Origin of the sequence: Prevotella melaninogenica ATCC 25845 (assembly GCF_000144405.1) — a bacterium.
Lineage (GTDB): Bacteria > Bacteroidota > Bacteroidia > Bacteroidales > Bacteroidaceae > Prevotella > Prevotella melaninogenica.
Map to the genome: position 1 here is coordinate 1,181,702 of NC_014371.1, position 16,320 is coordinate 1,198,021.

The following is a 16,320-nucleotide window of genomic DNA, read 5'->3' on the forward strand; positions in this document are numbered from 1 at the left end:
TACTGGGCTATTGTTTCAATTCAGAGTTTCATTTAGAAGTTTGAAGTGGTCTTATCCCAGAAGAGACGAGTTGCCATCTTGTCTGGACCGCCCAATGCTGGGATACCAGTGTTGTCAACATCCTGCTTTGTTGCGATGTCGCTTGTGCCAGGGAATGGCAGACGACGCATGATATCACCAGGAACTAAACTACCATCAGCCTCATCGATGTTCAATACTGGCAACATACGTGGGAAGCCTGTACGACGGAGGTCAACCCATGCCTCGAAGCCATTAGGATAAGTAGCGAGGTACTTCTGAGTGATAATCTTCTCGAGTTTTGTCTCTTGTGAGTCGCTGTCGTTCCACTTTACACCAACATGAATTGGTGAAGCAGCGTCTGGTGTGTCACCTGTTGGATCCTTATAAACATAAGCTACTGGGTTCTCCTGTGCCATGTAGGTGTCAATCCAAGAGTCATACCAGTTTACATTCTGCTGTCCATTAGGACTCTCACCGTCCATAGACTTCATCTCAGGATCCTCACAGTTTCCATGACGAATACCCTCCTCATAGAAGTGCTGAGCCGAACCGCCCATGTTCCAACCACGGAGTGCACCCTCTGCACGGAGGAAGCAAACCTCAGCATACTTCATCAAATAAAGTGGTGCAGAGTTAAAGTACTGCTCGTTCAGCTTACTGAATGCGATGTACTGGTTCTCATCATATCCCTGACCTTCACCTGGATGTGTACCGGTACGGATACCACAGATACGGCTGTCAGCAGGTGTTGTCTCGCCTGTCTTATTGTTCTTAATAACGTTGTCGTTCTTCTTAAAGAGATATTTCAACCAAGGGTGATTGAAGGTCTTCAATGTGATTTCCATTGTTGCACTCATACGAGCATCGCCCCAACTCTCAACGCCTGGCAATGGATGACTAAAGCCCATCACACCTGGACGGATTGAAACGCTCTGTGCCTCGTTCTCAATAACGCCATCAGCAACAGCCTCTTCAGCCAATTTCTGTGCACGAACAGGGTCGCTCTTTACCATGTGCATAGCGATACGCAACTTCAATGAGTTGGCATAACGTGCCCATGCCTTCAACGTTCCGTCAGCAGCACCACCATCGGTCATGACTACGAAACGATCAACAAACGCACTCTTAATCTTCTGCTTGTAGGCAGCTGGCTTCTGATCGAAGTAGTGGAAACAAGCAATGGCAGTGTCGAGGTTGGCAACAGCATCGTTGTAGACATCCTCAACCTTGTTATAAGTATAAGGACCTACCTGCAAGTTAGTCTTCAACTCACGGTAAGGCATTGGACCATAAACGTCAGCTACCTCAACAGCCTGCTGGTTGAAGAGGGTCAAATAAGCTGCCTTCAACTCTGGAACAGCATTTACCTTCTCATTATTCAAGATAGGTACAAGTGAGGTTTTCATCTCTGTGAATGAGCCCCATGCACCACCATAGCACTTCTGGTCGATAGCATATGACGATGCCAAACGAATCTTTGAATACTGGAAGAAAGTATGAGGAATAACCGTGTACTCAGCATAGTTGTCAACACCGAGAGAATACTGATACTGATAAGCATGTGGACCTGGGTTCTCACCATTCTTACCACCACGCATAGAGAACTGTCCACCAACACCAGCATCGAGCAAGTCTTGCATTGCATTGAGTGCCTCATCTGCTGCTGCAGCATCTGTAGCCTGACGGAAAGGAATCTTATCCACGTCACCACGGCTTGTCACCTTCTCAACATTCTTGGTTGTTGAGTTGAACTCATCACCAGGGTTGTCATAGTCAAGGCATGACTGTAGACCCAGTGTTGGCAATGCCATCGCCATGAGTACGATTATATGTTTACTTTTCATTGTTGTTTATCTTTTGAATATTATTGTATTGTTTAAGCTTATTCGGAGCTAAAGATGTGTAGTAACGGTTTTGTTACGTGGGGAGCAAGACGTCAAACATTATATTTGTTTCTCACTCCCTTTCACGCTCTTCACTCCTTTCTCACTCCTTTTCTCTTAGAAGTTAGCCTTCAAAGAGAAACCGAATGAACGTGAAGATGGCATATTGAAGCTCTCAAATGCGCCGAGACCATTCTGTGTAGACAGAGATACGTCTGGGTCTGTTGGTGCATCCTTATAGATGAAGAACAGGTTACGAGCGATGAATGAGAGGGTCAAGTTACGATTCATACCAAAGAGGTCACGGAAGGTGTAACCCAATGAAAGCTCACGAAGACGGAAGTTTGTTCCGTTGTAGAGATAGGTTGATGGGTTGCTTGATGCGCCCAATGCCTGATAATATGACTGGATAGGAACGATGCGACCGCTACCATCATTGAGTTCCATACCTGGTACGTTACCATAGTTGGTTGCAACGATGTTGTTACGCTCTGCGCTGAGACGAGCTGCCTCTGTACGCTCTGAAGCACCGATATAGTCAAGATAAGACTCTGTCAATGAGAGAACTTTACCACCGATACGACCGTTGATGAGGAATGAAAGCTGGAACTCCTTATAGTTAAAGGTATTGGTCCAACCCATCTGCCACTTAGAGTTCATGTTACCGAGGAAGCGGTCGTTTGAACCTGTCTTGTCGAATGTTGGCTCACCCTTAGCTGTCAATACGATATGACCATTTGCATCGCGCATGAAGTCGCCTGCATAGATGTCACCAATAGCACCACCCTTCTGGTAGATTACCTTTGCCTCACCTACAGTCTGCTGATACTTACGTGATGTTCCGTCCTTATCATAACCTGTCTCAAGAATCTTGTTGTCGTTGTATGAGAGGTTATAAGAGGTACGCCAACGGAGGTCCTTACCGAACTTGAAGTCGTAGCCAACAGTTGTCTCGAAACCTGTGTTACGTACCTTTGCAGAGTTCAGCAACTCGGTGTTACCACCCAATGAGCCAAGCTCCATATAGAGGTGACGAACGATGGTGTTATAGAAGGTGAAGTCAAAACTTAAACGATTGTTCAAGAACAATGACTCGATACCTGTCTCGAATGAACCTGTCTCCTCTGGTACTGGTGAGAAGTCGAGCAACTTGTTACCTGACAATGCACCTGTCTGGAGGTTACGGCTCATCGCACCGTATGCCTTATTAGGGATAGAGTTACCTACTGATGAGTAAGAAACACGATATTTCAAGAAGTTAAACCAGTCTGGCAACTTCACCAACTGACTTACGATAGCATTGGCACCAACACCGAAGTAACCGTAGTTATCGGTATCAATCTTACCCAACTCCTTGAAGTAACGGAATGGACGATACCAGTCGCGACGATAAGAAGCATCGAAGTAAACGGTTTCTTTCCAACCTAACTGTGCTGTGAAGAGGTATGAGCGGTCCCAGTTTGAACTCTTTGAAGTGCTTGTTACGCCATAGCCACCTGCGCTGGTCTCGAAGTAGTTAACCATTGTTGGGAGCTTACGCATAAGACGGTCGTAGTAAGTTGCAACGGCGTCTGTTCCCTTTGACTCGCCCTTGATAGTATGACCTACATAACCTGCTGTTGCTGATACTGAGTAGTCACCAAAGGTCTTGTTATATGACAAGAGGTAGTCGGTATAGAACTCTGTTGTCTTCTCGTCTGAATCCCAAAGACGACCGTAGTCTTCCATAGATGCAGGGAGGAAGGTAGTAGCAAAGCGAGTTGCATGATTCTTGAAACGAATCTGGCTATAGTTGACACGTGCTTGGAAAGTCAAACCATCATAGATGTCAACATTTGCTTGCAAGGTACCAAAGAGGCGGCTCTCCTTCTGCTGACTGTTACCCGAATTGATCAACCAATATGGGTTGTTGTTAGGATGAGAGAGGTATGCCCACTCCTGCTGTGGACCAGTCAGAGTTGTGCGCTGACCAGCTGCCCAAGCGAAGTTTGATCCATTGAGCTTGTAATATGAACCTGGATTTGACAACCACTTACCCTCAGCATTCATGTAATGGTCACGATAGTAATCCATATCAATGTTCTGAGGTGCGGTATAGAGATGGTAGAGAGGGTTACCCACCGTACCACCACCAGGACGATTCTTTGTCTTTGACTCAGTATAGTTCATCGATGCATCAATATGCAAACGCTTGAAGAAGTTATAAGTCTGACGGAAGCTAATAGAGTTACGGTTGTATGAGTTGTTACGCATCATACCTGTTGCATGGCTGTTTGCCACTGACACATAGGTACGTGCTATATCTGTACCACCAGAAAGTGAGATTGAGTTATTTGTTGTAACACCCGTACGGAAGAAGTTGTCTACATCGTTACCTGCACGATTGCGGAGATAAACATTATGACGACGTGCCATGATTGGATTGCCACTTGCGTCTGTACCAATCTGCTCCTCTGGATAACCTACCCAACGCTCGTCTAATGGAGTGCGTACCACGAGGTCGTTGTCTGCACGGTCTGCGAGCTTACCGCCCCAGTTGTTCAATGACAATGCACCTGTTGTCTTGTCATAAGCTGCACCATAAGTCTTCTGAATCTTTGGTGTCAACAATGGTGAGTCGAAGGTGATGTTTGAGGTTACGTTGATATCAACCTTACCCTCACGACCACGCTTGGTGGTAATCATCACAACACCATTGGCAGCACGTGAACCGTAAAGCGCAGCAGCGTTAGCACCCTTGAGGACATTGATTGACTCGATATCGTCTGGGTTGATCAATGACAATGGGTCAGATCCCTCGGAAGTTCCAGTTGAGCCGAAACCCTCTGCGCCCATACCCTGCTGACCACGAATACCATTACTCATTGGTACACCGTCAACAACGATGAGTGGAGAACTGTTACCGAGGATAGAACGGTTACCACGAAGAACAATCTTTGAAGCACCACCAGCACCACCAGCACTTGGCGTAATAGTGATACCAGCTACCTTACCTTCGAGTGAGTTAGCAGCGTTAGGATCCTGCACCTTCATGAGGTCCTCTGCCTTCACCTGCTGCGTTGCATAGGTGAGAGACTTTTCCTTACGCATAATACCCATGGCGGTAACAACAACCTCGTTCATGGTGTTTGCCTCTTCCTTCAATGTCACGTCGATCGTACCCTTACCACCAACAGGGATGGTCTGTGCAGCATAACCGATGTAAGAGAAGACGAGCTTCGCGTTTGCAGTGGTATTGAGGGTATAGTTACCATCAATATCCGTTACTGTGCCATTAGTGGTACCCTCAACAAGGATAGTAGCACCAATGAGCGGTTCGCCGGTTGAGTCAACGACACGACCGGTCACTTTGTGATTACCATTCTGCTGTACTGCCTGTACTGCAGTGCTGGTGTTTGTACCCGCGTAGACACCTGTTGGTGCCAATGCTAATGATAGAGCAAAGGCAGCCGAGAAGTACAGATGCTTCTGCTTTGATTCTTTAAAGATTTTCATCAGGTTTAGGTTTTAAACTTTTATTTATTTATTTTCCTAATTTTGTTTCAATTGATTTTAGGTATTGTCAATATTCCATCTTGTTACACCTTATTATATAGTAAGGCATAGGTTATTTGGGACTTCTTGTTCGCTTTACTTAGGTTTTTAGGCTATAACTGTCTTGCAGTAGTCGAAGGCTTCACATTCCCTTTCCCACAACTCGTTAACAAACAGTCATTTACACCTTTCTTCGTATTCCTTCTTTAAGATTGGTCTAATGACACCTATACTCCAAACAACTCAAATGCTAATAATACTTATGTTAACTTTAATATTTAACATTTATAAACAGTTAGTAGACAAGTGAACGAGTAGACGAGTTGACAAGTTGCTTGTGAAAAAGACAGAGTAACAAGGTAAGTTGACGAGTTGACAAGTGAACGAGTAAACAAGTTGCTTGCAAAAAAAGACAGAGTAACATAGTAAGTGGACGAGTGAACGAGTAGACGGGTGAACGAGTTGATTGTATCAAAGACAAAGTAACATAATAAGTGGACAAGTGAACGAGTAGACAAGTAAACAAGTTGCTTGCGAAAAAGACAGAGTAACAAGGTAAGTGGAGGAGTTAGACAAGTTACTTGTAATAAAGAAGAAATTTGTTCTCATGTTACCATGTCTACTTCACAAGCAACTTGTTCACTTGTCTACTTGTCTACTTGTCAACTTGTCAACTTGTCAACCATATTACCATGTCTACTTCACAAGCAACTTGTTTACTTGTCTACTTGTCTACTTGTCAACCATATTACCATGTCTACTTCACAAGCAACTTGTTCACTTGTCTACTTGTCTACTTGTCAACTTGTCAACCATATTACCATGTCTACTTCACAAGCAACTCGTTCACTTGTCTACCTGAAAAGAAATTCGAAAACAGTATTTACATTTTGACTCTCACTAAGGGGGGCAGATTAAGCTAAGTGGGCTTTCTAAGATCTCAGCTGACTTAGTCATTTTTTCCATCAGTGACTAAGTTAAGTGACTAAGATAATACACTTATATACTTCTGATTCCTACTATTGGGTTTATCAGGTATTGTCATCTCAAGAAATCCACCTTTTATCAATGGGTCAATATAGCGACTTTTAGCATTGTTACGATGTTTTAGTCCCAAATGGGTTATAATTTCAGTAAGACTTTTAGGCTGTTGGCATAAGGCAATAACCTCATTCATTACCTCTGCCGACTTAGTCACAGACTTAGTCACTTTTTCTCCATCAGTGACTAAGTTAAGTGACAAAGATGGCTGTATTGTCACCTCGAAAGCAGTTACTTTACCGACATTGAAGATGGGGTCTGGATTTCCATTCTCCCTTAGCATATTTTTAACACGCTGAATACCACGGTTAAACATATTAACATACTTCATACCACGCATAGCCTCTGCAATAATAGGATTACGATAATCATTTACCGTAGGGAAGTTTTCTGGACGAGCCTCCCCATATAAGCCTCCAGCATTGAGAATCTCTATACGATTGCTAAATTGATAAATTCTTATAGGCATATTTGATTGATAATCACGATGCATACAAGCATTCATCAGTAGCTCTCTAAGTGCGAGTTCTGGGTAGTTAAACACAATCTGTTCTCGTAGCATACTCACAGGCATTGGACGTGAAGTGACAATAGCATCTTTTACAAAACTCTCCAACTTAGGTAGTATCGAACATAGACTTCCCCGCATCTGCCTTTCGTTAAGAATTTCGCTTCCTGTATCTTCTCCTGCGAAATGCACATACTGAACATAACAGCCATGAAGAAAGAAAGAGGCATTTATCCCAAAAAGCACAATGGCTGCATTCGTAGGACAGTCATGAACTATGTCATAAAGATGGATTGCTGCCAATTGCTCTTGCAAAGAGCGTTTATCCGTCTTAAGAATATCAGCATCTATTACCTGTGGAAGATATTCATATTTTATAAACTGAGTGTCAGAAAGACAGAATATTCATTTGATCAATCGAAGAAGACAGAATAATCAAGTTTTAAACAGAATAAACACATTTAGATTGAAAGAACTACAAATGACACGAATTGCAAGTTAAAGAACAGACACACTAAGACAAAATGTACACAATAAACAAATGTTTTTACAGGGGGCTCGGTGATTACTTCCCGCCTTATGGAAGGCTCACCTTTTTGTCTAATTTTTTCACAATCAGTTTTTGTAAAGGGCACAAATTACGTTCGAATTAACGCCCACTTGGCTTGCAAAAGATGCCCTTTAAGGTCCTAACTAACGCCCTTTTGAAACCTTACTAAGCACCTTTAAAAACACATCATCACAACTAATTGAGAATAAAATACTTACAAAGACTCCGAAATAACACATTTTTATTCCTTTCCCCTACCCTTTCATTAACTAAAATGTAAAAGAAATTCGAATACATACTGCGAATTTTTCTAATCATTATTGCAAAGTAATACCAACTACGAATTTCACTAATTACGCTAAACTTATTGCTATATAATTCGTGTCATTCGCGTAATTCGCAGTCAACTTTTTGATTAGAACTACGAATTTCGCTAATTACGCTAATGTTTATTGTAATGTAATTCATGTCATTCGCGAGATTAGAAATATGTATATTTTTAATTATTACGGTATTGTTTCCGAATCGGGTTTAACGGAAAAACCACAAAAAAGCCTCCGAAGTAATGAATACTTCGGAGGCTAAATCTGTATGCGCTACTATGAGCGGATAGAAGTTAACGCTTACTTATAAGTTCCAATCAAGATACTCGTAAGCACCAATCTCACCAATCAAGAAACGTGGGTTCTCACTTTCGTCAAAGCTCTGGAGGATTGTCAGCTTAACAAACTTACATGTTACTGGAGTATTAAATACAATTGGGAATGGAGTATCATCATCATAGGTTGAGGCTGCAGTGGCAGTACCCATGTTTGTCCATGTCTTACCGTCTAAGCTGGTAGCTACAGCCACCTTCTTCACACCATATCCGTAGCTTGTGTAGTTGCAAAGGATACCAACACCAATCAGTTCCTTTGTGCTATTGAATGCCATTGTAAACTCTGGTTCATAATAGGTATATGAATACACATAGGTGTTGTTATCGCCATCATTCAACTTTGCTGCATTAGAACTGCTGAGTGTAGTTGACATCTGATATTCGTTCAAGGCAATCTGCTTGTCTGCATTGAGCGTACCAGATGCATTGATGTTATTGAAGGTGAAGTTAGTTGTAACCAATACCTTCGTGTTTGTCTTTGCTGTTTCAGCTCCATCAACACTCTTGATAACAACAGATGTAACGCCGTTCTTCAACATAGCCAAGTTCTTGAGGGCATCACCATTCACCAACTTAACGACGATTGGTTCAGAAACCTGCTGGCCCTTAGCGAAGGTTACAGATGTCTTGCTAAGGCTGATAGCGTCAGTGCTCATCACCTCTTCGCTACTATTTGCCTCAACACCATCAGATGTAGCAGCCAATGTTACTGTTACATCCTTCTCTGCTGGAGAAGAGAGACGAACATAGAACTTTGCACTATCATTCGCCAAGGTAACAGTTGATGCAGACTTCTCACCAGCGAGCAACAACTTGTTGCCGTCACTGGTACCAGTATAGAGGTAAGCCTTTGCAGAGTAGTTCTCTTCTGCAGTTGGGTAGAGCGTGCTACCAACTTCTGGCTCGCTCTGACAAGATGCCAGTGTGGCAGCAACCAAAGAGGCTGCCAGCACTGACTTGAATACTTTTATTTTCATATTTGAGTTTCCTTTTGACTTATTTACCATCGATTCTTACGTTCTGCTCCCAGGTTGGAACAGCTACACACTTACCGGTGTTGCCGTGGTCTGTTGCATCCTTGAAGGTATCGCCCTGACCCTCGTTGAGCTTCCAGTATGCCTCCAAGCCAGTGCTCTTAGCATCGCAAGCGTACATATTGTTAGCAATCTGAGCCTGTGTACGAGCCACTGTCCAGAAGCGTAACTCGCTCACCTTCACGTTTGCCTTCAGATAATCAGTGTTACCGAAGTTGATTCGGTTGCTGAGGTTAGTTGCCTTACCAGGGAGGTCCATAGAGTTATCAAGTGCACCATTAACATAGAGGTAGAGCTTTGTACCTGTACAAACGAATGCGAGGTGATACCACTGGTTCTCGTTAAAGAGCTGCTTACTGTTCATCTGCGTACCCTGAGTCTTAATCTGCAGACGGTTACCCTCGATAGGAGCATCACCGAAACGAGTATAAATCTCGCCACCATCATTACCCCATGCACCGAAGAGTGTCTGGTTGTTAAGTTCGCCAAGACCCTTACCGAGCTTGCTGATGTTCACGTTCATCTCGACAGTCCACTGTGAAAGGTCATAGGTCTGACGCATTGCGAAGTGGATGTTATGTGTAGCGTTAATGATTGGCACAGCCTGATAAACAACCTGATCGAGGATGTAAACCATTGAACTACCAGAGTTCAGGACGTCATACTTGCCATCTTTACTCTTCAGACGAAGGGCAACAGCATACTTCTGACCGCTGTCCTTCAGTGCCTGTGTCAATGGGTTGATCGTCAGTGTCACATCAGAAGAAACCGACTTACCCTTCTCAATCTTCACCTCGTTAGAAGAGAGTGAGTAAAGACTTGCAGGCAGTGGCTTGTAAGAAGTCTCGTTACGCTGGTTGTATTCAGCGAGTGCCGTTGTATCACTTACCACCTCGAAGGTGTAGTCCTGTGTCGCGAGGTCAGAGAGACGCACGTTCACAGAAGAAGTGACAGCCGACGTACCGATAGTAATATTCTGACTTGAGTTACCATTAGTATTGGTCTGTGCGATATACGCCTGATTAGAAAGAGGCGAATATTCAGCATTCTCACAAGAAGCCAGCAGTGTCAGAGAAGCCATAGCTACGGCTCCGATGAAAAGCTTAGAAATATTGTATTTCATAATTTGAATGTCTTGATTATTGGATTGATGGATTCATAATCTGAATAGCCTTGCGCAAGAAAGGATAGTTGCCTGTCTGTCCAGATACTGTATACTCGTACTCCATGTGATAGGTTCCTACACCACCCTTACGATAGGTTACGCCATTGTAAACAGGGTTCCAGTAAGCCATACCTAAGAGAGAAGGAAGGGTTGTACCATTGTCTAAGCGGAAGCTTACACCACCCTTACCAGCATAGTTCTCAAAGTTCTCGCAGACGATGAGCTTATTAGCCACCTGCTCTGGTGTGAGATACTGCTGGAAGTGAGTAGCCTGAGCAGTAAAGCGACTGTTCAGATCACTGTTACCAGAAGAGCTATAAGCCTGAAGGATGAAGTAATTGAAGTATTCGCCATACTGAGCAGCCATAGCGTCAGGCTCACCATCGATAACGAACATCTTATCAGTACCAGACTTAGGACCGATGCGCTTGCCCATTGTCTTTACGAAAGCCTCCATCACCTTAGCGTTCTGCCAAAGCTCCTTATCGGTCTGGAAAGGCTGAGCATATGAAGGTTCAGCATCGAGGTCGAAACCATCATAACCATACTTAGCGATAGTGTCGCAGATAGCATTTGCATACTTCTCAGTCGCTGCAATCTGTGAAGCCTCATCGTTGCCCCATCCCCAGAACTTATGACGCCACTCTTTCCATGTAAGGGTAGAGTCAGTATTGGTTGGAGTAATCTGGTCACCAATGTCAAATACGAGACAGCTGATGAGCACCTTTGTACCCTTTGTCTTCTGAACAAAGCGGAGATCCTTCAGCATAGCCTCTGTTGGATTCTTCCAGTTTCCCCAAAGAGAAACGAAGTCTGTACTGTCAGGAAGACCTGCCAAAGAGTTCTCATGTGTAACACCAGTACCCGTCCAGTTACCGAACCAACCGAAAGCTACAGAGTGGTCAGTCTTCTTATAGTCGCGAAGTTGAGCATAGTAAGCCTCAGACTTATTTGTGTGAGTAAGGTCAGCTCCGTCCTTTGCCTCTGTCTCAGTCCAGTCGCTGCAGGCTGTGAAAGCCGTTGCAGCGCAGGCTGAAAGCAAGAATATCTTTATTAAATTCTTCATTTTTTATCGAATGTTTATTGTATGATAGATATCGTTTAACGCTGCCACCACATCTTGGTTGCATAGTCGTCATTACCCTTTAACAGCTGTACAGCCTTAATATAGTTTGCCTTGTTATTGGTAGCCTCATCAATATCAAATGGGATACGGTTAGCAACCTGGATGCTATAGTCTGTTGACTGTGCCAGAGGGAACACCTTTGGATAGCCTGTACGACGAATTTCGCTCCAGCCTTCCTGTCCGTTAGGGAACATTGCAATCCACTTCTGAGTAATCAGACGCTCCATCTTCTGCTCGTCAGTAGCTGAGTCGTCCCACTTGATAGTGATATTGCTGACAGCACTAACATCTCCACCGTACTCGCTGATTGGGTCAACATAATTCTTCTCGGTTGATGTGTTATCAGCCAAGTAGGCTGTTGCAGAACCTGCACCCCACTGCTCGAAGGAGAGTTTCACACCTTCTTCATAGAGGTCCTTAGCGCTTCCGCCCATATTACTCCAGCCTGCCAAAGCTCCTTCTGCACGACAGAAAGCCATTTCAGAAGCTGTGAGCCATACGCCCTTGCTGTCTATCTTGATGTTTGCAGCTGAGTAAGCCTTACCTGCTGTGGTCTTATTACCAATCTTCGCAGCGGCACGACAACCGATTACTGAACGAATACCGCCCTCTACTGGGGTAAAGAACTTCGTCAGACGTGGGTCGTTGTAACCTGTGAGGAAGCTCTCAAGGTCAGCACAAGCACGGCTATCACCCCACTCTACAGATGTCTTATACTGTCCGTTTGGTGTATAAGCAATAGCGCAGTTGTCATCATTGCTTGTGATGACACCGTCCTGTACTGCCTGTTCGCCCAACTGCTTTGCCAATGTTGGCTCAACATAACGGATGCGGATAGCAATACGGAGCTTCAAAGAGTTCGCATACTTCAACCATTTAGCCATCTTACCCTGATAAACCTTGTCTAACTCTTCAGCAATAGTAACATTAGGATTAGAAGCAACCAATGGTTTGATGACGTCTGTAGCCTTGTTGAGGTCAGCGATAATGCTCTTATAAACATCCTCTTGAGAAGAGTAAGCATTACCGTCAGTAGCATCAGCACCGATAGGAAGTGGTCCGTACATATCTGTAAGACGCATGAACGACTGTGCACGGAGAATCAATGCCCAAGCATAAACTGGTCCTTCGCCCTTTGTCACATTGTCAATTGCCTTGAAAGCAGATACCGTCTTTGTCATAGAATCCTTGAACGGATAGCGTACCCAACCATTAGGAGCATTGAGACGAGCAAAGTTCTTCTCAGCGAAACCATTGTTAGCATAGGTCATGTAACGACCCAAGTAGTTACCGATAAGGTCTTCGTTCATCTGGTAAGCATTCTCCTGCTCAGGGAAAGCCTCGTTCTCCATCTGTACGAGGAAAGAAGAGGTTTGATAGTTGTCGCGCGACAAGTCTTCGAGAGAAGCACCCGTTCCTGGACGGTTTGCCTCTTGGAATCCATCTGTACAAGACGACATTGAGCATAGCAGCACACTTGCGAATGTACAAGCTGTGACCGCCTTATATATATTAATCTTTTTCATTTATATTTCGATTAAATGAGTGGTTAAATGTTTAGAATTTCAGCTTCACGTTGAAACCAAGTGTGCGAAGGCTTGGCTGCATGAGATAGTCGAAGCCCTGATAGTAGGTACCTGTTGATGCTGTTGCCTCTGGATCGAATGGTGCCTTGTTGTAAAGCATGAGGAGGTTGTTAGCAGTCAAACCGAGTGTCAGCTCCATACCGCCCAACATTCGACGTGGGAAGGTGTAAGCGAGGTGTGCCTCCTGGATACGTGCGTTGGTGGCACTGTAGATATACTCTGACCAGATTGGGTTCTCACCACCTACTACGGCATAGTAGTTTTCAGCTGATACCAATCCATTGTTTACTGCGATACCGCCCTTGTCGCGTGCATCAGCAGATGCCTTTGATACACCGTAAGCATCCATCAACGCCTGTGTCTGTGACATTACGATACCACCGAAACGTGCGGTAACAACGAATCCGAAGTTAAAGCCCTTCCAAGAGAAGTCGTTAGAGAAACCGATGTTACCCTTTGGAAGTACTGAACCACGATAAGATGGGTTGGTAAGGTTCACCTGTGATACGTTACCATCCTTGATAGCGACATTGCCTTCTGCGTCGCGCTTGAAGTCACTGGTCATATAGAGGTCGCCCATCGTACCGCCCTTCTTAAGGATGATGTTAGCACCATTCAAACCACCTTGGTTGATAACCTCGTTAGGATCGTCGAGCAACTCAACAATCTTGTTGCGGTTAGCACTGTAAGTGAAGTTAGTGTTCCATGCGAAGTCGCCCCATGTATGGCCGTAACCCAATGAAAGCTCAATACCACGGTTTCTTACGTTACCGGTCTGTACATACTCAGAAGAGAATCCCTGACTACCTGTGATAGGACGAAGGAAGGTCTGGTTGCGAGTGTTAGACTGATAAACTGTAACATCCAAAGTAAGTGCATTATTGAAGAAACGTGATGTCAAACCTGCCTCCCAAGAGTTCGTACGCTCTGGACGGAAGTTTGATGGGAACTTATAAGTTACGGTGCTATAAGTACCTGACGCTGGGTTATACTGATAACGCCATGGTGAGGTGATGTTTGGAGAAATAGCTGAACCTACTGATGCCCATGAACCACGCACCTTCATGTAGCTAATCCATGATGGAAGTGTTGCCATCTGAGAGATAACTGCTGACATACCCACTGATGGATAGAAGAAGGATACATTGTCGGTACCGTCCAAAGCTGAATCCCAATCGTTACGACCTGTTACAGTCATAAACAGCATACTGCGCCAGCCCAACTCTACGTTAGCGAAGAGTGAGTTAATCTTGTGTGCATGGTCTGTGAAGATTGGACGGTTGTCAGCGGTTGCTGAACCGTAATCGATTGCGTTTGGAGTGAACAAGTTAGATGGTGCCTTCAAACCACCTTGGAAACCTGTTACGTTATACTTGTTACGTGTGAACGAACCACCGAGGTTGGCTGATACTGAGAAGTCGTTCAATGTCTTGTTGATATTGAACATCAAGTCGCCATAGAGTGAACGGTCATTCACCTTGTCATAACCATAGAAACCATACTTTGAGTGAGCAAAGAGGTTGGTTGTTGAAGCGTAACGCTTGTCTTCCTGCTTTGTACCTGCATCGTCCCAACGCAAACGACCCACAACGTCCATCCAGTCGAAAATCTTATACTTAAGACTTGCACTGATCATGTAACGGCTACGGTTGTTTGAACGAACCATGCGGTTGGCTACCCAATATGGGTTCTGCATACTCAATGCATCACCGAAGTTCCAGTTCTGAACATTGATACCTCTTGTCACATCGTAAAGTTCGTATGTACGAACAGCGTCGAAGCTCTCACCACGTGGGAAGAGATAAACAGCGGTCAATGGGTTGAAGTACTGACCCTGAGCTGTCAAGTTCTTATCATGCTCCTTGATGTAATTGAAGTTGAAGTCGAAGGTCATCTTGTCGTGCAAGAACGTTGTTGTATTGCGGAATGCAAAGTTATAACGGTCGTAGCTGTTATTAGGAATGATACCCTTTGCATTCGTCGTACCTACTGAGATATAGGTCTGGTTCTTGTCCGTACCTGCAGTCAGAGCTACGTTGTTCTGAACGTTCGTACCTGTATTGAAGAAGTCCTTTGGCTCATAGTCACCATAGACTGATGGAGTCTTTGCACCCCATGACTTCACGTCGCCAGCACGGTTTACGTAAGAGTTCTGGAACTCTGGCATGACGAATGGGTTAGCAAACTGTGTACTGTTACTTACAGTCACACTTACCTTGCCCTCCTTACCCTTCTTCGTGGTAATCATGATGACACCCTGCGCAGCAGCTGAACCGTAGAGGGCAGCAGCAGCAGGACCACTGAGGACGCTGATTGACTCGATATCCTCTGGGTTGATATCGGCAATACCTTCTGAACCCGGCTGTGAACTGAACGCACCACCTGAAATCTCACCCTGACTGGTGTTGTTGATTGGCACACCGTCGATTACATACAAAGCCTGATTGCTACGGGTAATTGACTTAGGACCACGCATCACAACGCGGGCTGCACCACCCATACCAGCAGAAGAAGCATTGATGTTCACACCGGCTACCTTACCAGAGAGTGAATTCATGAAGTTAGGGTTCTTAACCGTTGTAAGGTTCTCACCGCCTACCTTCTGAACGTTATAGCTCAACGCCTTCTCAGAACGCTTGATACCCAAAGCGGTTACCACAACTTCCTCAATCTGATGAGCCTCAGCCTTCAAAGTGATGTTCAATGGGGCATCACCGCTAACCTTCACCTCCTCAGTGTTCATACCGATATAGCTGACAATAAGCGTAGCACCCTTATGGGTCATAATCTCAAACTTACCATCGAGGTCGGTGGTCGTACCATGCTGCGAATCCTTCACGCGGATAGTAGCACCGATAACTGGGTCGCCAGCATTGTCTACGATAGTTCCGGTAACCTTCACGTCACCACTTGATTGCTGTGTTCCCAATACCTTTGCGGTATTTGCCTTAGTTGCAGCAACGACTACGTTCTTGCCAAAGTTGTCAGCCGAAGTGACATGACTGCTGGCAAAAGCGGTCAAAGAGCAGCAAGATAGGAAAACACTTACTGGTAGAATCTTTCCTTTTCTCATTAGTTATTTTATATTTGATAATAATCTTATTCTGACTTAGGTCTGCCCAATAACAGATGTGGGGCAGCCTTATATATATAATAGGTGTGTCCTATATGAAATGTAGGTCTCTATATTAAAAATGTAGGTCCCTATATCAAA

Annotated in this window: 8 protein-coding genes; all 8 read right to left on the reverse strand. The window is 44.5% G+C overall.

The features are described 5' to 3' along the window. Positions 1 to 32 precede the first annotated feature (32 nt). The gene (locus HMPREF0659_RS11545) at positions 33 to 1,865 is read right to left on the reverse strand and encodes a SusD/RagB family nutrient-binding outer membrane lipoprotein (protein WP_013265363.1); all 1,833 of its coding nucleotides are present in this window, start codon (positions 1,863 to 1,865) and stop codon (positions 33 to 35) included. Positions 1,866 to 2,021: 156 nt separating this feature from the next. Then, the gene (locus HMPREF0659_RS11550) at positions 2,022 to 5,399 is read right to left on the reverse strand and encodes a SusC/RagA family TonB-linked outer membrane protein (protein WP_013265220.1); all 3,378 of its coding nucleotides are present in this window, start codon (positions 5,397 to 5,399) and stop codon (positions 2,022 to 2,024) included. Between the two features lie 1,024 nt (positions 5,400 to 6,423). Beyond that, entirely contained in the window at positions 6,424 to 7,290 is an 867-nt protein-coding gene (locus HMPREF0659_RS11555) for a Fic family protein (protein ID WP_226893216.1), read from the reverse strand. An 874-nt stretch (positions 7,291 to 8,164) separates the two neighbouring features. Continuing rightward, positions 8,165 to 9,172 (reverse strand): discoidin domain-containing protein, encoded by a 1,008-nt coding sequence (locus tag HMPREF0659_RS11560; protein ID WP_044046218.1) that lies wholly within the window; start codon positions 9,170 to 9,172, stop codon positions 8,165 to 8,167. Between the two features lie 19 nt (positions 9,173 to 9,191). Beyond that, positions 9,192 to 10,352, reverse strand: a complete 1,161-nt coding sequence (locus HMPREF0659_RS11565; RefSeq protein ID WP_013265067.1) for a BT_3987 domain-containing protein — start codon at positions 10,350 to 10,352, stop codon at positions 9,192 to 9,194. 16 nt (positions 10,353 to 10,368) lie between these two features. Further along, positions 10,369 to 11,460, reverse strand: coding sequence for a glycoside hydrolase family 18 (locus HMPREF0659_RS11570; RefSeq protein WP_013265696.1), 1,092 nt, complete (start codon positions 11,458 to 11,460; stop codon positions 10,369 to 10,371). 35 nt (positions 11,461 to 11,495) lie between these two features. Beyond that, complete coding sequence (locus tag HMPREF0659_RS11575; protein ID WP_013265852.1) at positions 11,496 to 13,046, reverse strand: RagB/SusD family nutrient uptake outer membrane protein; 1,551 nt, start codon at positions 13,044 to 13,046, stop codon at positions 11,496 to 11,498. Positions 13,047 to 13,077: 31 nt separating this feature from the next. Continuing rightward, positions 13,078 to 16,179: a SusC/RagA family TonB-linked outer membrane protein gene (locus tag HMPREF0659_RS11580; RefSeq protein WP_013265755.1), complete on the reverse strand. Its 3,102-nt coding sequence runs from the start codon at positions 16,177 to 16,179 to the stop codon at positions 13,078 to 13,080. Positions 16,180 to 16,320 lie beyond the last annotated feature (141 nt).

Bases quoted from the DNA above. Each gene is read 5' to 3' on its own strand.
- HMPREF0659_RS11545 (WP_013265363.1), bottom strand. From the start codon at position 1,865: ATGAAAAGTAAACATATAATCGTACTCATGGCGATGGCATTGCCAACA.
- HMPREF0659_RS11550 (WP_013265220.1), bottom strand. From the start codon at position 5,399: ATGAAAATCTTTAAAGAATCAAAGCAGAAGCATCTGTACTTCTCGGCT.
- HMPREF0659_RS11560 (WP_044046218.1), bottom strand. From the start codon at position 9,172: ATGAAAATAAAAGTATTCAAGTCAGTGCTGGCAGCCTCTTTGGTTGCT.
- HMPREF0659_RS11565 (WP_013265067.1), bottom strand. From the start codon at position 10,352: ATGAAATACAATATTTCTAAGCTTTTCATCGGAGCCGTAGCTATGGCT.
- HMPREF0659_RS11570 (WP_013265696.1), bottom strand. From the start codon at position 11,460: ATGAAGAATTTAATAAAGATATTCTTGCTTTCAGCCTGCGCTGCAACG.
- HMPREF0659_RS11575 (WP_013265852.1), bottom strand. From the start codon at position 13,046: ATGAAAAAGATTAATATATATAAGGCGGTCACAGCTTGTACATTCGCA.
- HMPREF0659_RS11580 (WP_013265755.1), bottom strand. From the start codon at position 16,179: ATGAGAAAAGGAAAGATTCTACCAGTAAGTGTTTTCCTATCTTGCTGC.